The organism is Novosphingobium sp. KN65.2 (genome assembly GCF_001368935.1).
Lineage (GTDB): Bacteria > Pseudomonadota > Alphaproteobacteria > Sphingomonadales > Sphingomonadaceae > Novosphingobium > Novosphingobium mathurense.
Genome location: NZ_CCBH010000134.1, coordinates 24,072 through 44,812, shown reverse-complemented (window position 1 = coordinate 44,812; position 20,741 = coordinate 24,072). Strand labels below are relative to the sequence as shown.

The window sequence follows — 20,741 nt, the reverse complement described above, 5'->3', positions numbered from 1 at the left end:
ATCAGTTCTTCTCGGTGACAAGTTTGGTCTGGACCTTGTCACCGTTGTTGAGGAAGCCGCCGGCGCGCAGCACGACTTTCTCCGTGCCGCTGAGGCCGGATTTGATGGCGATGCCCTCGGCCGTGACGAGGCCGGTCTTCACGTCGCGGCGCTGGACCTGGCTGTCCTTGCCCACGACATAGACGAACGCGCCCTTGTCATCGTTCTGGATGGCCGATTCCGGCAGCATCGGGGCGACGACGGCGCCGGTCTCGATGGTGGCCGAGGCGAAGCCGCCGGGACGCAGTTCCTTGGCGTAAGAGAGGGCAATGCGCGCCTTGCCCTGGCGCTTTTCGGGATCGATGACGGGCGAGATCTGCCAGACCTGGCCGGTGAAGGTCTTGTCCGATCCTACCGGAGTCACTTCTGCGGTGACGCCCACGCTCAGCTTGGCGAGATCGTCTTCGCTCAGATCGGCGAGAAGTTCCATCTCGCCGCCCTTGGCCAGCCGGAACAGCACGCCGGTGCCGCCGCCGACGACCTGTCCGGGCTCGGCCTTGCGCTCGAGCACGAGGCCTGCCGCGGGGGCAACGATATTGAGACGCGCCGCCTGCGCCTTCAACTGGCCGAGGGTGGCTTGCGCCACGCGCACGCGGGCATTGGCGGAATTGCGCTCGGCGGTCAGACGATCGACATCTGCTTTCGAGATGAAGCCGCGATCGACGAGCTTGAGCGCGCGGTCGAGGTTGGATTGGGCCAGCTGGGCATCGGCGCGGGCGACATCGACCTGCGCGGCCTGACTGGCGATCTGCTGGCTTTGCACCGAACGGTCGACGATAGCGAGGACCTGGCCCTGCTCCACCCAGTCGCCCGGCTCGACGAGAACCTGGCGGATTTCGCCGCCTTCGCCAACCGATCCGACCGGCATTTCGCGGCGCGCGGCAAGGGTGCCGGTGGCGCTGATTTCACCCTGCACGGTGGTCTTGCCGGGGATGACGACGGTGACGACGGGCGTTTGGATGTCGGCTTCGTCGGTCAGGTCGCTGCCGCCGCGCAAGTGGGTGAGGGCCCAGATGCCGATCATCAGGACGAGCGCGATGGCGGCTGCCACCCAGATGCGGCGGCGCAGGACGCGGTCCTGATCGTCGGCACCAGACAGCAATTCGCCTGCAGCGCGCGCGTCTTCTTCCTGCACGGTTTCAATCTTGGTGTCGTAATTCATCGGCTCACCGCAATAACCCCTCTCCGAACACTCCTGTCCGGTGCGGAGCGATTTGCCGCTATTGGTCCCGGATACGGTGATCCGGGCCGCACTTGCGGCAGAATTTCATGCGTGCCGACATATACGTGCGTTGACCGACTGGCAACTTTCAGTCGGTTCACGACATATACCGTCCGACCAGCGTCGAGCGCTTAATGCGTTGCTATGGAAGCGGAAATTGGCGGCGCCAGAATCAGAAACGACGGCAAACCGACCGTTTACCGTCGTTTCAGGCGATTTCAGCCGGGCTGAAAGCCGTGACTCAATACTTCTGCTGACGCTCGTAGAGGTCGCGGTAGTGTTGAATTCTGGTCACACGAAGGCCCTGCATGCCGGAGCGATCGACCGCCCTTTGCCACGATGCGAACTCCTCCAGCGTAAGCTGGTACCGTTCGCAAACCTCGTCGATCGTCAGCAGGCCGCCATTGACGGCAGCAACGACCTCGGCCTTGCGGCGCACGACCCAGCGGGTCGTGTTTGGGGGCGGCAGCGACTCAATCGTCAGCGGCTCACCAAGCGGCCCGATCACCTGGGCTGGGCGAATCTTCTGGTTCTCGATCATCGTTACCCTCGTCCGCCGGCATTGTTGTCGCCGGCAACTGGTGCGACCTTGGCCCCTTCAGGCTTGCCATTGGCTGAAACTTCAAGGTTAACAGCCCTTGAGTGCAGCCCGTAAGTATTTAGCAATGATGCTGCCTCACCTGCAAAGCTGCCGCGAGTCCGCAAGCGGACCGGCGCGCCTTCACCGCCCAAAATCGTCCGCACCTCATGGGCCGCGAACAGGCGCGTTCGCAGGTCGTTCCAGTCGGGGGCCGATGGGAACCCCGTGAACTCCTCGCTCGTGCGACCCAGCGCATGCCCTGCTTTGCAGGTTTCATGATCAAAGGCGATGTTCATGGAACTGCCATACGCTAGACATGGTGAAGGGAGGGTAAAGACGCCGATGCGCAGTTACCTTCCGTTTCCGGGCCAGAGGTTTCGAAATCGCGCTGAAAGGTAGGAAAACGGGGCGTAGCCCTGTATGGAGCCGCGCATGACCGCGACTCCCGATATTGCCGGACTGCTCGACAGGCTCGATCCGTCCGCCCTGTTCCAGCTGCCCGAACCTCTTTCCGCGCGCCGCATCGTCGTGGCCATGTCGGGCGGCGTCGACAGCTCGGTCGTAGCCGCGCTTGCAGCGGCGACAGGCGCGGAGACCATCGGCGTTACCCTCCAGCTTTACGATTACGGCGCGGCGACCGGGCGCAAGGGTGCCTGCTGCGCGGGCGACGATATCCGCGATGCGCGTGCCGTGGCGGACCGTCTGGGCATCGCCCACTATGTCTTCGACCATGAGAGCAGCTTTCGCGAGGAAGTGGTCGAGCGCTTTGCCGACGACTATCTCGCAGGCCGGACCCCGATCCCCTGCATCCGCTGTAACATGGGTCCCAAGTTCACCGACCTCTTGACGATGGCGCGCGAACTGGGTGCCGATTGCCTGGCGACCGGGCATTACGTCCAGCGCATCCTCGGCCCGGCCGGGTCCGAATTGCACCGCGCGGTCGATCCCGCTCGCGACCAGAGCTATTTTCTCTATGGCACGACCGAGGCCCAGCTCGACTTCCTGCGCTTTCCTCTGGGCGGTCTGCCGAAGACCGAGACGCGCCGGCTGGCCGAAGCGGCGGGCCTGCGCGTGGCGGCCAAGCCGGACAGCCAGGACATCTGTTTCGTTCCCGACGGCGACTACGCCAAGATCGTGCGTCAGGTGCGCCCCGAGGGCGAGGCACCGGGCGAGATCGTCCATGCGACCAGCGGCGAAGTGCTCGGCGAGCATCGCGGGATCATCCACTATACCGTCGGCCAGCGTCGGGGGCTGGAGATCGGCGGCCAGCCCGAGCCGCTTTATGTCGTGCGGCTCGATGCCGAGACGCGCCGGGTTCTCGTCGGTCCGCGCCGGCTGCTCGGCGTAGCCGCCGCGCGCCTGTCGGAGACGAACCGGATCGGGCCTCTGCCCGACGCGCCGCTGACCGCGAAAGTGCGTTCGCTGGCCAAGCCGGTTCCGGTCACGCTGGAAGGGCCGCTGGGCGATGGGGCAGGAACCGCGATTCGGTTCGCTCATCCTGAATACGGCGTCGCCCCGGGACAGGCTGCCGTGATCTATTGCGGTGAGCGCGTCGTGGGCGGCGGCTGGATCGAGGAAACCGAGGCAGCCGAAGTCATTGCGGTCTGAACCTTAGGCGACCTAGTCCTCCCAGGGTTCCAGCTGGCAGCCGCGTTCCTTCGTGTAGGTTGCCCTGGCGCTGGCAAGCAGCGGAACGCTGGCGGTCAGCGACTTGCTCTCGGCATCGTCGGAGAGGAACATCAGGCTGGCGGTACGGCCCAGACCGGCGACGGCGATATCGCCCTTGCAGCTGTTCAGGTCGCGATTCGAGACGAAGCGGCATACGCAGCCGACCCGCGCGCCATAGGCTGTGCTGACTCGCGCCTGCGCACCCAGGCTGTTCCATGAAAAGGCGAGGGCGGTGCCCGCCACGGCCAGCACCAGCAGCACGAGATTGCGCTTCCAGCGCGAGGGCTGCCTGTCACCAGTCGTATTTACCTTGGCTGTTGCCATCCGCTCGCGCCTCGCACACTACACCGCGCATCATGACGGTGCGCCGCCTCCCCCATATCCTCGCCTTCCTCGCCCTGCCAACCCTGTGGGGCTGCAGTAACAGTGGAGCAGATGCGCCGCCGCCGCCCAGCGCGCAGGCGCAGGCCGCAATCAAGGACGAAGGCGGAGCGCCCCGCGATGCTCTTGGCCGCGCGATCGACCGTTTGTTCGATAACGATGCGGTCGGGCGGACCGATGCGCTGGTGGTGATGAAGCGCGGCTCGGTGATCGCCGAGCGCTATGGCGAGGGCGTTTCGGCCAGGACGCCGCTACAGGGTTGGGCCATGGGTCAATGCGTTACGGCGCTGATGATCGGCCAGCTGGTCAGCGACGGACGCTTGCGGCTGAACGAATCGGCGCCGGTCCCCGCGTGGCAGCGACCCGGCGATCCGCGCGGCGAAATCACGCTCAAGCAGCTTCTGCAGATGCGTTCGGGCTTGCGCCACAGCGAGACCGGCGATGCCACGAGCGGCGAAATCGCCCGCCAGTCCGACCGTATCCGCATGTTGTTCCTCGATGGCCGCGACGACATGGCCGCCTATGCCGAAGCGCAGCCGCTTGAAGCGCCGGCCGGGCAGGTCTTCGAGAATTCCTCCGCCAGCGCGGTGATTCTTTCCGACCTCGCAGCGCGGGTGCTGTCGCCGGACAGCGATCCGGGCCGCCGCCGCCGTGCGGTTGAGGACTATCTCGACAACCGCGTGCTCGATCCGCTCGGGCTCAGGACCATGCGCGTGGAATATGACCGGTCGGGCACGATGATCGGGGCGGCCATGGTCGACGCCTCGGCGCGCGACTGGGCGAACCTGGGCGAATTCCTGCGTCACAACGGTTCGGTAAAGGGCGCGCAGATCCTGCCGCGTCGCTGGGTCCAGTTCATGCTGGCGCCCAGCCCGCGCAATCCGGGTTATGGCGCCGGGGTCTGGCTCAACCGGGCCGAACCGGGGGAGAACGCAAGGCTCTATCCCGGCACCGCCAAGTCCGACGTCTTTGCCTGCCTTGGCGAACATGGCCAGTACGTCATCGGTTCGCCAAGCCAGCTGCTGACGGTGGTGCGGCTGGGAGCCAGCGAAGCGCGGCAGGAACAGGCGTTGCACTACGAGCTGGGCGCCTTGCTGGCGCTGTTTCCCTCGAACTGAGGACTGAGGCGGGCCGCCGCTATTTGGTGGCTTCGACCCGGATCGGGGGCAGGATGTCCTTGCCGGCATCGCCCACTTCGTCGACGAGGCCGTCGGGATCGGTGTGGATCAGGATTTCCACTTCGGGGAATTCGGCGTGAATGGTCGCCTCGATGTCGTCCATTACCCGGTGGGCCTGACGCACGGTCATGTTGGCGTCGACCCAGACGTGAAACTGCACGAAGTGCTTGTTGCCCGAAACGCGGGTGCGCAGGTCATGGACTCCGCTGATGTCGGGATTGTGGGCGATCAGCTCCAGTACGTGCTGCTTCTTTTCCTCGGGCCATTCATGGTCCATCAACTGGTTAAGCACGGCCTTCGAGGCATTCCACGCGCCCCATCCCAGCCACAGGGCGATGCCAAGGCCGAACAGCGGGTCCGCGCCGCGCAGCCCCGCATACTGGTCTAGCGCGAGCGCTGCGATCACCGCGACGTTGAGCAGCAGGTCCGACTGGTAGTGGACGCTGTCGGTATGGATCGCGAGGCTCCGGGTCCTGCGGATCACATAGCGTTGCCACGAAAGCAGCGCGAAAGTGACGACGATCGCCACTGCCGAGACGCCGATCCCCATGTCGGCCGCCTCGACCCGCCCGCCGGAGAGGAATTCCTCGATGGCGCGGGTGGCGATGCCCAGCGCCGAGATCGAGATCAGCACGATCTGGAACAGGGCGGCGATGGCTTCGGCCTTGCCGTGGCCGAAGCGGTGCTTGTCGTCCGCCGGCTGCGAGGCAATCCACACGCCCAGCAGCGTGGCCATGCTGGCCACGAGGTCGAGCGTCGTGTCGGCAAGGCTGCCGAGCATGGCGATGGAGCCGGTCGACCACGCGGCCCAGGCCTTGATGGCCAGCAGGAACAGGGCCGCGCTGATGCTGGCAAGAGCGGCGCTGCGGTTCAGTCCGGCCGATTCGTGATCGTGATTCTGGCTCAAGTGCTGGACCTCACGGGTAGAGCAGGGTGCTGGACCATGCGCCGGCATGACCGTCCGCCGTTACGTCACGCACGAAGCGGCGGCGCTCGTGCAGCCGATAGGGCCGATCGTGCCAGAATTCGATGGCGCTGGGCACTACCCGGAAACCGCCCCAGTGCGGCGGCCGGTCGACCTCGCCGTCGGCGAACCTGTCGCGCGCGGCTTCGTAGCGGGCCAGGAAGGTCGCGCGGCTGTCGAGCGGGGCCGACTGGTCGGATGCAACCGCGCCCAGTTGGGAATCGCGGGCGCGGGAATGGAAATAGGCGTCGGCCTCGGCGTCGCTGACCGGCTGGAGCTGGCCTTCGATGCGGATCTGGCGTCGCAGGCTCTTCCAGTGGAACAGCAGCGCGACATTGGGGTTGGCGGCGATCTCGCGGCCCTTGCGGCTGTGGCCGTTCGTGTAGAACACGAAGCCGTCCGGGCCGTAGCCCTTGAGCAGGACCATGCGCACCGACGGCAGGCCGTCGGGCGTCGCGGTGGCCAGTGCCATGGCGTTGGAATCGTTGGGCTCGGTTTCGCGGGCCTCGTCGTACCACGCCGTGAACAGCGCAAGGGGATCGCCGTGGGGGATGACCTCGCGGGCCTGTTCAGCTTCCATGGGAATATCCTGTCGGGTTGAATTCATCGAATGCCGCGGTGCCGATTGCGCGCGGGCTTGTCACTGCGCCGCCTCTTGTCGTGCAAGCGCGGGGTTCCTGCCTTGATCGGGGACAATTCGGGTGCGCAATACAGGGCATGGGAACGCCAATAGCGGCCCGCTTCCCCTCGGGAAAGCCGCCAGAAGCACATCCGTACACACAGTGCTTGCCGTAAGCCAATTGGACACCTAGCTAAATGTCACCATGGCAGCAGATCCTTATACCATTCTGGGCGTCTCGCGCGGGGCGAGCGAGAAGGACATCAAGTCCGCTTATCGCAAGCTTGCGAAGGAGCTTCATCCCGACGCCAACAAGGACAATCCGAAGGCCGCAGACCGCTTCAGTCAGGTCACCGCGGCTTACGACCTGCTTTCCGACAAGGCCAAGCGCGCGCAGTTCGACCGTGGCGAGATCGATGCCGACGGTAACCCGACGATGGGCGGCTTCGGCGGTCACGGCGGCGGCTACGGCGGCGGGCCGGGCGGCCAGCGCGGTTTTGGCGGCGGCTTCGGCAGCAACGACGGCATCGATCTCGAAGACCTGTTCGGCGGGATCTTCGGCGGTGGCGGCCCACGCGGTGGAATGGGCGGCACGGGAGGAATGGGCGGCGGTCGCGGCCGCGCGCCGCGCGGCGCCAACGTGTCTTACCGACTTTCCGTTTCGCTTACCGACGCAGCCGAACGCAAGGACCAGCGCATTACCCTTGCCGATGGCAAGACCATCGACCTCAAGCTGCCCGCCGGGGTCGAGGAAGGCACGCAGATGCGCCTTGCCGGCAAGGGTGAGCCAGGGCCGGGCGGCCCCGGCGATGCAACGGTGACGGTGCATATCCAGCATCACCCGTTCTTTCACCGGGACGGCGACGACTTGCGTATCGACCTGCCCATCACGCTCGACGAGGCACTGGCCGGAGCGAAGGTCAAGGCTCCGACGGCGTCCGGCGCGGTCATGCTCTCGATTCCGCCGGGGGTCAGCTCGGGCAAGGTCCTGCGCCTCAAGGGCAAGGGTTTCAGCCGCAAGGACGGTTCGCGCGGGGATCAGCTCATCACCCTCGAAATCGTGCTGCCGGAACATGACAGCGACTTAGCCAAGCGGCTGGAAGGCTGGCGCGATACCCGCGACGTGCGCGGCAAGCTCGGCGTGTGACGGCCAGGGACCTATGACCGCCCGGTGCAGGCCGAACCGCCGATAGAACAGGACGGCCCGCTGGACCGGGTCATGGAGGACCTCTCTCCCGAGGCCCGGCGACGCGAGGCGCTCCGGCGGCGTGACCGGATCAAGGACGAGCTGCGGCGCCGGGCGGGGCCCGGATCGCGTTTCTTTGCAGTGCTGCGCCGGGTCTTCTCAGGGGCTTGGCACGACGGGTTCATCCACGCCGGCAATCTTGCCTACATGACCCTGCTGGCACTGTTTCCCTTCTTCATCGCCCTGGCCGCGATCTTCTCGGCGCTTGGCGAGCAGGCCCGGCTCGACGCCTCGATCGATGCCCTGTTGATCGCAATGCCGCCACGCGTGGCGGAAGTGATCGACCCGGTCGCCCGTGATGTCGTGGCGGCGCGGCATGGCTGGCTGCTCTGGGTTGGCGGACTGTTCGGCCTGTGGACCGCGACGAGCCTGATCGAGACGATCCGCGATATCCTTCACCGTGCCTACGGCATGCCCAAGGACCGGGCCTTCTGGCGCTATCGCCTGTTTTCCACCGGTCTGATTTTCGGTTCGGTGATCCTCTTGCTGGTTTCGCTGTCCTCGCAGGTCCTGATCGGGGCGATCGAGGAAGTCCTGCTGGTGCTGTTCCCGCGCCTCGATTCGGTGATCGACCAGATCATAGTGTCGCGCACGATCTCGACCGCTACGCTATTCGGTTCAATCTACGCGCTTTTTTACCTGCTGACCCCGCGGGCCTACCAGCGCAGGATCTACCCCAAGTGGCCCGGAGCCGCACTCGTCACCGGCTGGTGGCTGCTGGTCGTGTGGCTGCTCCCGCAGGTGTTGCGCAATTTCTTCGTTTACGATCTGACTTACGGAAGTCTCGCCGGAGTGATGATCGCGCTTTTCTTTTTCTGGCTTGTCGGACTAGGGATGGTCGTGGGCGCCGAACTCAATGCGGCGCTCGCGGAATCGCCGGAAGAGCGCGAATTGCTCAGGCGGGCGCGGGCGTCCTCGGCCCAGGACGATAACGAAGTACAGGATGAACACGAATGACCGGTCTGATGCAGGGGAAACGCGGCCTGATCATGGGCCTAGCCAATGATAAGTCGCTGGCCTGGGGCATTGCCAGGAAGCTGCATGAACACGGCGCCGAGCTGGCCTTCTCCTATCAGGGGGAAGCACTCGCCAAGCGCGTCAAGCCGCTGGCCGAAAGCCTTGGCAGCGATTTTCTCGTCGAATGCGACGTGGCGAACATGGAAGCGGTCGATGCGTGCTTCGACCAGATCCGTGAACGTTGGGACACGATCGATTTCGTCGTCCATGCCATCGGCTTCTCGGACAAGAACGAGCTGCGCGGCAAGTACGTCGACACCAGCCTCGAAAACTTCCTGATGACGATGAACATTTCCGCCTACAGCCTCGTCGCGGTGACGAAGCGGGCGATGGAAATGATGCCCAACGGCGGCTCGATCCTGACGCTGACCTATTATGGCGCGGAAAAGGTCGTGCCGCATTACAACGTCATGGGCGTGGCCAAGGCCGCGCTCGAGACTTCGGTGCAATACCTTGCCAACGATCTCGGCCCGCAGAACATTCGCGTCAATGCGATCTCGGCCGGCCCGATCAAGACGCTGGCCGCCAGCGGCATCGGCGATTTCCGCTACATCCTGAAGTGGAACGAGCTGAACTCGCCGCTGCGCCGCAACGTCACGATCGAGGACGTCGGCGGTTCGGGCCTCTATTTCCTCTCGGACCTGTCCTCCGGCGTGACCGGCGAGACGCACCATGTCGATGCGGGCTACCACGTTGTCGGCATGAAGCAGGAAGATGCCCCCGACATCGCTCTCACCTGAGTTTCGGGCGAGCAGGAAACGCCAATGGAAAAGGCCGGGATCGCTCCCGGCCTTTTTCGTGTTCGGTGCTGCTGCTCGGGCCGGAGGGCTCAGGCGGTAGCGCTTACTTGTCTGCGGGCTCTTCGACCGGAGTGGCGATGGTCGCGGTGCCGCTCTTGTCCTCGGCAGCGTCGGTTTCGGCCTGCTGGCGCTCCTTTTGTTCGAGATATGCCTTTTCAGCCGCTTCGACGCGCTTCTGCTGCGCGGCCGCATCGGCATCGATGGTCGAGAGGCGCTTGGCGCGCTCGGCGGCGATCAGTTCGCTGAACTTCACGTCCGAGGCGTTGGCCTTCTCGGCATAGGCCTGGTCGATCAGCTTCTGGGTACAGCCGAGCGAACCGCCGCCGCCGACCGGTGAGCAGCTCATCGTGCCGAAAGCGCCGACGGTCTCATAGGCTTCGACCCGGTTGGTCCAGGCATCGGCCTTGGGGGCATCGACGCCGCGTAGCGGCTCGGGGATGCGATAGCGTTCCGCTTCGGCCTTGCGCGCGCAGACGGTGATCTCGTTGCCCGACGATTCGGGGCAGGGATCGTCGCCGAAGACGATGACCTGATTGACCTTCTCGCCGTCATCTTCCTGCGCGGTGGCGGGAGCGGCTGCGAAAGTCAGGCCCGCGGACAGGGCGGCGAGGGCTGCGGCGGCAGTCAGGAGGCGGGCCATCGGTTATGCTCCATGCTTCGAAATTGGTCGTTATCGGACAGGATATAGACCTGACCGGCCTTGAACGGTAGGTGAAGCCAGGAAGAAAGCCCTGATGCGGATCAATTTCTCCGGCGAACCTCAGATTCGTTCGGACAGCTTGATGGCCGCGCGGCATCCCAGCCGGATGGCGTTGAACAGCAGCGGATAGGCGGGTGCCTGTTCGGCCCCGGCGGCCAGCGCGGCATCGCGGTGCTCGCGCTCGTCGTCGCGGAATTCACGGATCGTCTCGCGCAATTCGGTGTCGTCGTCGCCTTCCAGCTCCTCGAGCTGTTGGGTGTAGTGCCGGTCGATCTCGGTCTCGATCGCGGCGGTGCAGGCCATCGCGGCCTTGGGACCCATGAGCGCGGTGGCCGCACCCAGCGCATAACCGGCGACGGACCACAGCGGCTGGAGAAGAGTGGGGCGCACGCCGCGTTCGGCGATCATCGCGTCGAATCGGGCGCGGTGATCGGCTTCCTGCTCGGCCATGCCGGCGATCTCGCTCGAATGTTCGGCGCGGGTACCCATCACCGCCAACTGGCCGGCGTAGATCCGCGTGGCGCCGAATTCACCAGCCTGATCGACCCTGAGGATCCGGGCGTTGCGTTCCGATTTCGCGTCCATGCTTGCGTCCAAACCTTATGTCTTACGCCTTTTCCGGCGCCTTGAGCTGCACCTTGCCGTTCATCGCGACCAGCATGAACACGAGCAGGGCGCCGCCGGTGGAAATGAGGAAGTTCCAGCCCGCCAGCGAGATCCCCCACAGATCCCACGGCGCAACGTCGCAGCGGATCACCGGGGCCTTCATGATCGCGGCAAGGGGATCGCCGCCGCCGTCGAACACGCTGGCGGTGCAGGCCGTCACGCCCGTCCACCAGCCATATTCGACACCGGCATGAAAGCCGCCGATCAGGCCAGAGACCAGCACCGCAAGGGCGGCGACGGCCACCAGCGGTGCGACGGGCCGCCAGAAAAAGGCGAGGAGGGCGAAAGGTATCGCGATCATGTGCGGATAGCGTTGCCACCAGCACATCTCGCATGGGTAGAGGCCGAAGCCGTACTGGCTGAGGTAGGCGCCGCCCAGCAGCGCCACCGGAATGGCGAGCGCAAGCAGGCGGGCGGCGCGCAAGGGCTTGGCGACGGCGACGGTCATATGATCAGCTTCCCCGTGTCCGGCCGGTTCAGTTCTTCTTGCCCGAGGGCGCATTGGTGGCGAGCGCCGGCTTGCCGGCGGTGCGCTGCAACGTCGCGATCGCGTAGTGGAGCTGGAAGTCGTCGATGCCCTTTTCCTTCAGCTCCTCGGCCGAAACCTTGAAGCGCGGGTCGTCCATCTTGTCGGTCTCGAGGTCCTTGTCCTCCAGCGCCGCCTCGTTGATCAGGTGGCCGCGCAGGTCGGATTCGCGCACCGCCCGCTCGGCGCGTGCCCGCGCGTCCGGATCGGACATCTGCGGCACCTTGATGTCGGGGACGATGCCGCCTTCCTGCACCGAATGGCCCGAAGGCGTGAAGTAACGCGCCGTCGTCAGCTTGACCGCGCTGTTCTTGTCCAACTGGATGAACGACTGCACCGAACCCTTGCCGAAGGTGCGCTCGCCCATCACCACCGCGCGGTGCTGGTCCTGCAGCGCGCCGGCGACGATTTCCGAAGCCGAGGCGGAGCCCGCGTCGACCAGCACGATCACCGGCATGCCCTTCACCACGTCGCCGCGGAACATGGTCTCGGCGCGATAGTACTGGTTCTCGCTGGCGATGCGGCCGCGTTGCGAGACGATCACGCCCTTGTCGAGGAACAGGTCCGACAGCGCCACGGCTTCGTCGAGCGAACCGCCCGGGTTGGATCGCAGGTCGAGCACGAGGCCGTCGAGCTTGCCGCCTGCCGTTGCCGCCTGCTTCTTGAGGTCGGCAATCGCCTTGTTCACGTCGTTGCCGACATCGCGCGAGAATTCGTTGACCGAGATGACGCCGATGTCGTCCTTGAGTTCCCAGGTCACCGGCTCAAGTTCGATCACGCCGCGGGTGACGTTGACGTCGAAGGGCTCGTCGCGACCGGGGCGATAGATCGTCAGGCGGATCGAGGTGCCCGCCGGGCCGCGCATCTTGGACACCGCCTCGTCGAGGTCGCGCTCATAGTAGAGCACGCCGTCGAGGTGGGTGATGTAGTCGCCCGCCTTGACTCCGGCCTTCTCCGCCGGGCTGCCCTTGAACGGCGAAACCACCTTGACCGCGCCGTCTTCCTCGACGACCGAGAGGCCGAGGCCGGAATAGTTGCCGTCGATCATCGTCTCGAGCCGTTGCAGCGAAGGCCCGTCGAGATAGTTGGAGTGCGGATCGAGGCTGGCGAGCATCCCGTCGATGGCGCCCTTGAGCAGCTTGTCGTCGTCGACCGGGTCGACATAGTTCTGCTTCACCAGTTCGTAGATGGTGAACAGCTTGTCGAAACCCGGATTTACGCGGCTGTCGACGGCCGAAAGGCCGGACGTTGCCACCGGCAGGACCGCCACGGCGGAAACCAGCATGGTCGCGCGCAGGATGGATCTGATCTTCATCGGGCTTGACTGCCTCTCGTTCGTCACGCCGGCCGGAGCCGGACTTGGCACATGATTGCGTACATTACCGGCCCTTTGCGCCAATTGCCAGCGGTGCGGGCCAGGCTCTCGGGACGGTGCCGAGCAGCGATCTTCGTCACCGCTCTATAGCGACCGGATATATTGCAGGGGATTAACGGGCTCGCCATCACGCCGCAGTTCGACGAGAACTTGCGGCTGGCCCGGGCCGGTCATGCCCAGCGGCGATCCGGCCACCACCCGCTCGCCGACGTCGACATCGAGACGGGCAAGGCCGGTGACCAGCGAGGTCCAGCCGCCCTCGTGCTCGATGATGACGATGCGATCGTAGCCACGGTAGGGCCCGGCATAGGCGATGCGCCCCGGCGCGGGAGCGACTGCCTGGGCATTGGCGCGGGTCGCCAGGGTGATTCCGCGCGAACGGTTGAGGCCGGGCGCATCCTCGCCGAAGCCGGTCACGACGCGACCGGTGACGGGCAGCATGTATGTGGGCAGCCCCTCGGGTGGGGTGACGAACTGCGAGGAAGCGATCACCTGCGCCTCTTCGGGGCGCGGCGGACGCATGATCGGCCCGGGCAGCGACGCAAGCTCTTCGCGCAGTTCGCCCTGCCTGCTCATCTCGTCGACGAGGTCGCCCAGGTCGCGCGCCTTTTCTGCCAGGGCCAGGGCGCGTTCGCTTTCACGCGCAGCGATGCCGGTGGCCTTGCGGCTGGCGAGCCGCTGGCGGGCTTCCAGGGTGGCCAGTTCGCTGCGCCGCCGGCGCATTTCCGCCTCGGCCATCTTCAGGTCGTTGGCCGCGGCCCGGGCATTGCGCTCCAGCGCCCGGCCGCGCTCGATCTCGCTGCGCAGGGAGGCGGTGCGGCGCTGCACTTCGGGCAGCATCGTATCGAGCAGGGCGCGCAGGTAGACGGCATCGCGTACCGATCCCGGCCGCAGCAGGGCGAGCAAGGGGGGGCGGCGCGACAGGCGCTGTAGCGCCCCGGTCAGCCCGGCCAGCGGCGTCTGTCGCTCGGCCAGCCGCGCGCGCAGTTCGGCCCGCTGCGAGGCTACGAGCCGGACCTTCGCCGTCAGTACCGCGATTGCCGCTTCGGTCTGCTGGATGCGGGCGGCGACAGCGGCGGCCTCACGCGCGGTCCTTTCGGCCTGCTGGGATACCTGCCGGGCCTGCTTCTCGAGCTTTTCGGCGCGTTGGCGTGCGGCATCGCCTTCGCGGCGCGCGGCGAGCATGTCTTCTTGTGCCTTCGTGGCATCGACGGCCGGATTGAGCACGGCAAACGCGCCCACCTGGCCAAGCCCGCGGTTCGCAACCACGGCGGCGCACAGCCCCAGGCCGGCAGCGGAAACGAGCAGGATCTTGCGCGAAGCGGGCGTCACACCCGGTTAACTAGAGCGCCCATGCGCAAAAGGAAATGATCGGTGCGCGGCCGAACTGGGGAAGATCGCGCGCGAGAATCCGAGGCCACGAACAAAAGAAGGGGCCGGCGTTCCCACGCGCCGGCCCCTTTCCCGTCCCGTCTACGGGTTGAGCTTTTAACGAGCGGCGGCGGCCTCGTCAGTCGTCACCGGCGTGATCTTGATTTCCACGCGGCGGTTGAGCGCGCGGCCTTCGGGGGTCGAGTTATCGGCCACCGGGTAGTTTTCGCCCATGCCCTGGGTCTGGATGCGCGCGGAGGAAACGCCGCGCGAGATCAGGTAGCGGCCGACGGAATCGGCGCGACGCTTGGACAGGTCCATGTTGTAGGCGTCCGAACCGGTCGAATCGGTGTGGCCGTAGACGTCGATCAGGCTGTTGGGATACTGGATCATGCTCTGCGCGACCTTGTCGAGCGTCGCCTGGAACGAGGGGCTGATCGCGGTCGAATCGACGGCGAAGGTCACGTCGGGCAAGTTCACGAGGATGCCGTCGCCTTCCTGGCTGACATCGACGCCCGAACCGGCGGTCTGTTCCTTCAGTTCCTTGATCTGCTTGTCCATCTGGTAGCCGACCACGCCGCCGGCGACACCGCCGATGCCAGCGCCGACGATGCGGGCGGTCTTTCCGCCGATCACACTGCCCAGCAGGTAGCCAAGACCGGCACCGCCCACGCCGCCGATGGCGGTGCGTGAAACCTTGCGCTCGCCGGTGTTCGGATCGGTGACGCAGCCCGATACGGCGATCAGCGAAATGGCGGCGGCAGTTGCCGTGAACAGGCGAGTTCTTTTCATGGTCTTGGCCCTTCCTCTGTCATAGCGATCTTCGCATTCATCTGTGTAGTAGTGAACATGAATGGCGAATTGATGATGCCCGCCAAACGCTTGGGCCTCGCCTATGTTCCAGAGGCACGTTTCTCTTGTGAGCGTTTGTTGCCGGCCAACGCAGCGCTTCGCTATTGCGGAAATCTCTGCTAGCGCAGGGACATTGTGACGCCCTTTCCCTGGACCGACCTCCTCATCATCGCCGGCCTGATTCTGCTGAACGGCCTGTTTTCCATGTCCGAGCTGGCGATCGTGTCCGCCCGGGCGGCGCGCCTCAAGGTGTCCGCCGACAAGGGCAGCAAGGCGGCGCAGACCGCGCTCGATCTTGCGTCGGACCCTGGCAAGTTCCTCTCCACGGTGCAGATCGGCATTACCCTGATCGGCATCATTGCCGGCGCCTATTCGGGCGCCAGCCTGGGTGAACCGGTGGGCCAGCGGCTGGCGCTGCTGGGCGTTCCGGACCATGTATCCAGCCAGATCGGCTTTGCCCTCGTCATCATTGCGACGACCTACGGCAGCCTCGTGATCGGCGAACTGGTACCCAAGCAGCTTGCCCTGCGCACAGCGGAGCCGGTGGCGATCATCATGGCCCGGCCGATGGCATTGCTGGCAAAGATCATGGCGCCCTTCGTCTGGCTGCTCGACAAGTCATCGGGCCTGATCCTGCGCCTGCTGGCGGTGCGCCGAGGCGGGGAAGAGCAGCTGACCGCCGAGGAACTGCACATGATCTTCGCCGAGGCGACCCGTTCGGGTGCGATCGACGAGGACGAGCGGGCGATGATGGCAGGGGTGATGAAACTGGCCGACCGGCCGGTGCGCGAACTGATGACCCCGCGCAACCAGATTGACTGGATCGACGTCGATTCCACCAGCGAGGAACTGCGTGCGCGCATCGCCGGGTCGCCGCATTCGCTGTTGCCGGTGGCCGACGAGGACGTGCCCGACAAGGTACTGGGTATCCTCAAGGTGCGCGAAGTCCTCGCCGCGCTCGTTGAAGGGCGCGAGGTCGATATCCGCGCGATGATGAAGAAGGCAGAGGTCATCCCCGACCAGCTCGATGCGATGGACGCGCTTCGCAAGTTGCAGCAGGCGGAAGTCTCGATGGCCGTGGTCCATGACGAGTACGGCCACCTTGAAGGCGTGGTGACGCCTTCGGACATGCTTGCCGCGCTGGCCGGCAGTTTCGTCAGCCATCAGGACGAAGGCGACGAGCCGATGGTCGTCGAACGCGCCGACGGTTCACTGCTCGTGTCGGGTTCGATGCCGGCCGATGCCTTTGCCGAGCGGCTGGACATCGATCTGTCGCATGACCGCGAATATGCCACCGTGGCCGGCTTCGTGCTTGCGGTCCTGAAGAAAGTCCCGCGCGAGGGTGAAGTCTTCTCCGAACAGGGCTGGCGCTTCGAAGTCGTCGACATGGACGGCCTGCGCATCGACAAGCTCCTCGTCGAGATGGAGGACTCCGAGGCCGGAGACGACGGGGTTACAGGCGACGGCTGATCGCGGCGAGGTCAGGCCGTAGGTTCCGGATGGCAGCGCCTGCCACTCGCTGTGGCACTTGGCAGTCCAGGCCAGCCATGACCGCTTCTCGCAACCGGGCATTCTGCCAACAAAAAAGGCCGGAGCAATCGCCCCGGCCCTTTCGCATTCCGATGTGGCAATCAGCCGCCGATGGCGGTCTGCGCGTCGCGTCCGTCGCCTTCCGGGGCGGAGAGGATCTGGCGGGTGACCTGACCCTTCGCGACCGTGTAGGTCGCGGGATCGCCGACCGTCGAGCGGATTGCCGGATCGGGCGTGCCGGCCATGCCGAGCGTGGTCTTCTCGATTTCGCTGCGGGCCTGCGGGCCGCCGAACATCGCGTCGAGCGTCTGCTGCTGCAGCGTGCCGTCGGTCGGGCGCGGCTGGCCTTCCTTGGGCGGGCTCAGCGAGAAATCTGGCGGCACGACCAGCGGCGACTGGCGCTGCACCGCGAACTCGTCGGGACGGTTGCGGTTGAACAGGCCGGTGCTGCCGCAGCCGGACAGGAACACGGCGCCTGCAGTGACGAGTACGAGGGCGCCAGTTTTCATCTTGGGCATCAAATCAACTCTCCGGGGCCGTTTCGACCGTTGAATCAGGCTTCTCGCGCGAAAGCAGGGATCGGGCAAGGATAATCAGGACGCCGATGGTAATGGCGGCATCGGCGATATTGAAGATCAGGAAGGGACGAAAATCCCCGAAATGCAAGTCGGCATAATCGATCACGTAGCCGAACAGGAAACGGTCGCGGATATTGCCGAGCGCGCCGCCGAGCACGAGGGCCAGTGCGGCAATGTCGGCCATCTTGCGCTCGCGCAGCAGCCAGACGAACACGAAGGTCGCGATTGCCGCAGTCATCGCCACGAGCGCCCAGCGCCCCTCGGTCGACCCGGCGGTGAACAGGCCAAGCGAAACGCCGAAGTTCTGCGTCCAGTTGAGGTCGAAGAACGGCAGCAGCTCGATGACCTGCACTTCGCGAAGGTTGAGGCCGTTCACCACCCAGGATTTGAAGCCCTGGTCGATGAGGAAGACCACGGCCGCGATCAGCAGGCCCAGCAGTCGGTTGCGCAAGAGGCGGTTCACGCAGGGTGTTCCATCGCGCCCACGACATCGTCGCAGCGATCGCACAGGGCACCGTCCTCGGAAACTTCCGGCAGGTGGCGCCAGCAGCGGCCGCACTTGTGGTGGGAAGTCGGGGACGCAGACACGGTGTCGCCTTGCCCGCGGGTCACTGTCGCTGTGATGAACAGCTCGGCGAAGTCGGCTTCGGGGGCCGATGCCGGGACGGTCACTTCGGCAGCGAGGCTGGAGCCGACGATCTTTTCGCGGCGCAGCGGTTCGATCGCTTCGGTCACCTTCTCGCGCAGGTCGCGCAAGGAATTCCAGCGCGCAAGGTCGGCCTCGACCTCGGGGATCACGGGCCATTCGAGCAGGTGGACGCTGTCGGCATCGGGATAGCGCGTGCCCCAGACTTCCTCGGCGGTGAAGACGATCACCGGCGCGGCATAGCGGATCAGCGCATGGAACAGCGTGTCGAGGACGGTGCGATAGGCGCGCCGCTTCGGATCCGTCGGCGCATCGCAGTAGAGGCAGTCCTTGCGGATGTCGAAGAAGAAGGCCGACAGGTCCTCGTTGCAGAAGTCGATCAGCGAGCGCACGTACTCGTTGAAGTCGTAGTCGTGGACCGCCTGGTGCAGCGTCTTGTCGAGCTTGCCGAGCAGGGCGAGCACATAGCGCTCCAGTTCCGGCATCGCTTCGACGGGCAGGCGTTCGGCTTCGTCGAAGTCGGCGAGCGCGCCCAGCATGTAGCGGAAGGTGTTGCGCAGGCGGCGGTACTGGTCGGCCACGCCCTTGAGGATCTCGTCGCCGATGCGGTGGTCTTCGGTGAAGTCGACCGAGAGCGCCCAGAGCCGGATGATGTCGGCGCCGTACTGCTCCATGACCTTGAGCGGGCTGACCGTGTTGCCCAGCGACTTGGACATCTTCATGCCCTTGGCGTCCATCGTGAAGCCGTGGGTGAGGATGGCCTTGTAAGGCGCATGGCCGCGCGTCGCGCAGGCTTCGAGCAGCGAGGACTGGAACCAGCCGCGGTGCTGGTCGGAACCTTCGAGGTAGAGATCGGCGATCGGGCCGACGTGATCCCCGTGCGGGGCCAGTTCGGGCCACTTGCCGCTTTCGAGGACGAAGGCGTGGGTCGAACCGGAATCGAACCAGACGTCGAGAATGTCGGTGACGCGCTCGTAGTCGTCGGCCTTGTAGTCAGGGCCTAGGAATTCCTGCGCGCGGGCTTCGCTCCAGGCATCGACGCCCGATTCGCGGATGGCGTTGATGATGCGGGCGTTGACCTCGGCGTCGACGAGGTATTCGCCGGTTTCGCGGTTGACGAACAGGGTGATGGGCACGCCCCAGGCGCGCTGTCGCGACAGCACCCAGTCAGGGCGGCCTTCGACCATCGAACCGATGCGGTTGCGACCCTTTTCGGGAACGAAGCGGGTGTCTGCAATCGCCTGCACCGCCGCCTGGCGCAGCGTCGGTGCAGCGCCCTCTTCCTCGTCCAGCCGGTCGACCGCGCCGCCTTCGCCTTCCCAGCGCTGCTCGGCGCGGGTGGTGGCGGGCAGGTGGCCCAGCGCCTTGTCCATCGGCACGAACCACTGCGGCGTGCAGCGGAAAATCACCTTGGCCTTGGACCGCCAAGAGTGCGGATAGGAGTGGCTGTAGTCCGCGCTGGCCGCCAGCAGGCCGCCGGCTTCGCGCAGGTCGTTGCAGATCGGGCCGTCGGGCGCGTTGAACTTCGGGTTGATGACCGAGCCTTCGCCGCCGAGCCAGCCCCAGTCCTCGCGGTAGCGGCCGTCGCCCTCGACTGCGAACTTGGGGCTGATCCCGTTCGCCTTGCACAGGTCGAAGTCGTCCTCGCCGTGGTCGGGGGCCATGTGGACGAAGCCGGTGCCGCTTTCGGTGGTGACGAAGCTGGAGCCGTCGAGCAGCGGGCGCGGTTCGGCGAAGAAGCCGCCCAGCGCATGCATCGGATGGCGCACCTTGGTACCCGCAAGCGAAGCGCCCTTGATGAAGAAGTGCAGCTTGTGGCTTTCGGCGCCGATGCGCTTGAGAAAGTTTTCGACGAGCGGTTCGGCGACCATGTAGCGCGCGCCGCCATCGACCTCGATCATGTGGTAATCGATGTGCCTGCCATAGGCGATCGCCTGGTTGACGGGGATCGTCCAGGGCGTGGTCGTCCAGATTACCACCGAGGCGCCGAGCAGGTCCTCGTCCTCGGCCTCGACGATCTCGAAGGCGACGTCGATCTGGGTGGAGACGATGTCCTCGTACTCGACCTCGGCCTCGGCCAGCGCGGTCTTCTCGACCGGGCTCCACATCACCGGCTTGGCGCCGCGGTAGAGCATGTCGTTCTCGGCGAACTTGAGCAGTTCGGTGACGATCGTCGCCTCGGCGGCGAAGTCCATCGTCAGGTAGGGCTTGTCCCAATGGCCGTTGACGCCCAGCCGCTTGAGCTGTTCGCGCTGCACGTCGACCCAGCTCTGCGCATAGGCGCGGCATTCGGCTCGGAATTCCTCGGCCGGGACTTCGTCCTTGTTCTTCTTCTTCTTGCGGTACTGCTCCTCGACCTTCCACTCGATCGGCAGGCCGTGGCAGTCCCAGCCCGGAACGTAGGGCGCGTCCTTGCCCAGCAGCGTCTGGGTCCGCGCGACCATGTCCTTGAGGATGTGGTTGAGCGCATGGCCGATGTGCATGTCGCCGTTGGCGTAGGGCGGGCCGTCATGCAGGATGAACTTGTCGCGGCCCGCGCGGGCCTCGCGCGTGCGGGCGTAAATGTCCTGTTCCTGCCAGCGCGCAAGAATGCCCGGCTCCTTCTGGGGGAGCCCGGCCTTCATCGGGAAATCGGTCTTCGGCAGGAAGACGGTGTTACGATAATCGCGCTGTTCGGTCATGATCGGCGGGCGTTAGAGCAATCTGCGGCTTCGGAAAAGGGTGCGCATTCGTGTCGAGCGCCAGTTCCGCCAGATTTGAGCAGAATCGGACAGGGCTGAGCT

21 protein-coding genes are annotated in these 20,741 nt (G+C 65.6%); 6 read left to right on the top strand and 15 right to left on the bottom strand.

All coding sequences use genetic code 11. From position 1 onward, the window contains the following. Position 1: 1 nt before the first annotated feature. The 3 genes from SPHV1_RS05645 to SPHV1_RS05635 form a co-directional block, all read right to left on the bottom strand. Positions 2-1,201 carry an efflux RND transporter periplasmic adaptor subunit gene (locus SPHV1_RS05645; RefSeq protein WP_054945061.1) on the bottom strand — a complete coding sequence of 400 codons (1,200 nt, stop codon included), beginning with the start codon at positions 1,199-1,201 and terminating at the stop codon, positions 2-4. A 301-nt stretch (positions 1,202-1,502) separates the two neighbouring features. Then, positions 1,503-1,802 carry a DUF1153 domain-containing protein gene (locus SPHV1_RS05640; RefSeq protein WP_007012660.1) on the bottom strand — a complete coding sequence of 100 codons (300 nt, stop codon included), beginning with the start codon at positions 1,800-1,802 and terminating at the stop codon, positions 1,503-1,505. A 2-nt stretch (positions 1,803-1,804) separates the two neighbouring features. Then, positions 1,805-2,137 (bottom strand): hypothetical protein, encoded by a 333-nt coding sequence (locus SPHV1_RS05635; protein WP_054945060.1) that lies wholly within the window; start codon positions 2,135-2,137, stop codon positions 1,805-1,807. Positions 2,138-2,273: 136 nt separating this feature from the next. Between SPHV1_RS05635 and mnmA the strand changes: the two genes are divergently transcribed. Next, positions 2,274-3,449, top strand: coding sequence for a tRNA 2-thiouridine(34) synthase MnmA (gene mnmA / locus SPHV1_RS05630; RefSeq protein WP_054945070.1), 1,176 nt, complete (start codon positions 2,274-2,276; stop codon positions 3,447-3,449). Positions 3,450-3,461: 12 nt separating this feature from the next. On the opposite strand, the gene SPHV1_RS05625 is transcribed toward mnmA, so the two are convergent. Then, a complete protein-coding gene (locus SPHV1_RS05625) occupies positions 3,462-3,833 on the bottom strand; it encodes a hypothetical protein (RefSeq protein ID WP_054945059.1) in 372 nt (123 codons plus the stop codon). A 32-nt stretch (positions 3,834-3,865) separates the two neighbouring features. Between SPHV1_RS05625 and SPHV1_RS05620 the strand changes: the two genes are divergently transcribed. Further along, the gene (locus SPHV1_RS05620) at positions 3,866-5,008 is read left to right on the top strand and encodes a serine hydrolase (RefSeq protein WP_054945058.1); all 1,143 of its coding nucleotides are present in this window, start codon (positions 3,866-3,868) and stop codon (positions 5,006-5,008) included. Positions 5,009-5,027: 19 nt separating this feature from the next. Here SPHV1_RS05620 and SPHV1_RS05615 read toward each other — a convergent pair whose 3' ends face one another. After that, entirely contained in the window at positions 5,028-6,023 is a 996-nt protein-coding gene (locus SPHV1_RS05615; RefSeq protein ID WP_082430853.1) for a cation diffusion facilitator family transporter, read from the bottom strand. Then, positions 5,986-6,612 carry a pyridoxamine 5'-phosphate oxidase gene (gene pdxH, locus SPHV1_RS05610; protein ID WP_054945056.1) on the bottom strand — a complete coding sequence of 209 codons (627 nt, stop codon included), beginning with the start codon at positions 6,610-6,612 and terminating at the stop codon, positions 5,986-5,988. Before pdxH ends, SPHV1_RS05615 begins: the two co-directional genes overlap by 38 nt. Before the next feature lie 244 nt (positions 6,613-6,856). Here pdxH and SPHV1_RS05605 point away from each other — a divergent pair, with 244 nt between their 5' ends. The 3 genes from SPHV1_RS05605 to fabI all read left to right on the top strand — a co-directional run bounded on the left by SPHV1_RS05605 (position 6,857) and on the right by fabI (position 9,654). Next, a complete protein-coding gene (locus SPHV1_RS05605; RefSeq protein ID WP_054945055.1) occupies positions 6,857-7,798 on the top strand; it encodes a DnaJ C-terminal domain-containing protein in 942 nt (313 codons plus the stop codon). Positions 7,799-7,870: 72 nt separating this feature from the next. Then, positions 7,871-8,854, top strand: coding sequence for a YihY/virulence factor BrkB family protein (locus tag SPHV1_RS05600; protein WP_054945069.1), 984 nt, complete (start codon positions 7,871-7,873; stop codon positions 8,852-8,854). Then, complete coding sequence (gene fabI / locus SPHV1_RS05595) at positions 8,851-9,654, top strand: enoyl-ACP reductase FabI (protein ID WP_054945054.1); 804 nt, start codon at positions 8,851-8,853, stop codon at positions 9,652-9,654. Before SPHV1_RS05600 ends, fabI begins: the two co-directional genes overlap by 4 nt. A 103-nt stretch (positions 9,655-9,757) precedes the next feature. Here the strand turns inward: fabI and SPHV1_RS05590 are convergent, their stop codons facing one another. From SPHV1_RS05590 to SPHV1_RS05565, 6 genes are all read right to left on the bottom strand, one after another. After that, entirely contained in the window at positions 9,758-10,354 is a 597-nt protein-coding gene (locus SPHV1_RS05590) for a hypothetical protein (protein ID WP_054945053.1), read from the bottom strand. Positions 10,355-10,474: 120 nt separating this feature from the next. Then, the gene (locus tag SPHV1_RS05585) at positions 10,475-10,999 is read right to left on the bottom strand and encodes a demethoxyubiquinone hydroxylase family protein (RefSeq protein ID WP_054945052.1); all 525 of its coding nucleotides are present in this window, start codon (positions 10,997-10,999) and stop codon (positions 10,475-10,477) included. Positions 11,000-11,021: 22 nt separating this feature from the next. Continuing rightward, positions 11,022-11,528, bottom strand: a complete 507-nt coding sequence (locus SPHV1_RS05580; protein ID WP_054945051.1) for a disulfide bond formation protein B — start codon at positions 11,526-11,528, stop codon at positions 11,022-11,024. Between the two features lie 28 nt (positions 11,529-11,556). Continuing rightward, entirely contained in the window at positions 11,557-12,921 is a 1,365-nt protein-coding gene (locus tag SPHV1_RS05575) for a S41 family peptidase (protein WP_054945050.1), read from the bottom strand. A gap of 144 nt (positions 12,922-13,065) precedes the next feature. Further along, the gene (locus SPHV1_RS05570; RefSeq protein ID WP_054945049.1) at positions 13,066-14,313 is read right to left on the bottom strand and encodes a murein hydrolase activator EnvC; all 1,248 of its coding nucleotides are present in this window, start codon (positions 14,311-14,313) and stop codon (positions 13,066-13,068) included. A 156-nt stretch (positions 14,314-14,469) separates the two neighbouring features. Beyond that, on the bottom strand, positions 14,470-15,144 hold the full coding sequence (locus SPHV1_RS05565; protein WP_054945048.1) for an OmpA family protein: 675 nt from the start codon (positions 15,142-15,144) through the stop codon (positions 14,470-14,472). A gap of 195 nt (positions 15,145-15,339) precedes the next feature. Here SPHV1_RS05565 and SPHV1_RS05560 point away from each other — a divergent pair, with 195 nt between their 5' ends. After that, the gene (locus tag SPHV1_RS05560) at positions 15,340-16,674 is read left to right on the top strand and encodes a hemolysin family protein (RefSeq protein WP_054945047.1); all 1,335 of its coding nucleotides are present in this window, start codon (positions 15,340-15,342) and stop codon (positions 16,672-16,674) included. A gap of 161 nt (positions 16,675-16,835) precedes the next feature. On the opposite strand, the gene SPHV1_RS05555 is transcribed toward SPHV1_RS05560, so the two are convergent. The 3 genes from SPHV1_RS05555 to ileS are packed head-to-tail and all read right to left on the bottom strand — an operon-like array spanning position 16,836 to position 20,639. Then, the gene (locus tag SPHV1_RS05555; RefSeq protein WP_054945046.1) at positions 16,836-17,252 is read right to left on the bottom strand and encodes a DUF3035 domain-containing protein; all 417 of its coding nucleotides are present in this window, start codon (positions 17,250-17,252) and stop codon (positions 16,836-16,838) included. 4 nt (positions 17,253-17,256) lie between these two features. Beyond that, complete coding sequence (lspA, locus tag SPHV1_RS05550) at positions 17,257-17,763, bottom strand: signal peptidase II (RefSeq protein ID WP_054945068.1); 507 nt, start codon at positions 17,761-17,763, stop codon at positions 17,257-17,259. A gap of 8 nt (positions 17,764-17,771) precedes the next feature. Continuing rightward, the gene (ileS, locus tag SPHV1_RS05545; RefSeq protein WP_054945045.1) at positions 17,772-20,639 is read right to left on the bottom strand and encodes an isoleucine--tRNA ligase; all 2,868 of its coding nucleotides are present in this window, start codon (positions 20,637-20,639) and stop codon (positions 17,772-17,774) included. Between the last annotated feature and the right edge of the window lie 102 nt (positions 20,640-20,741).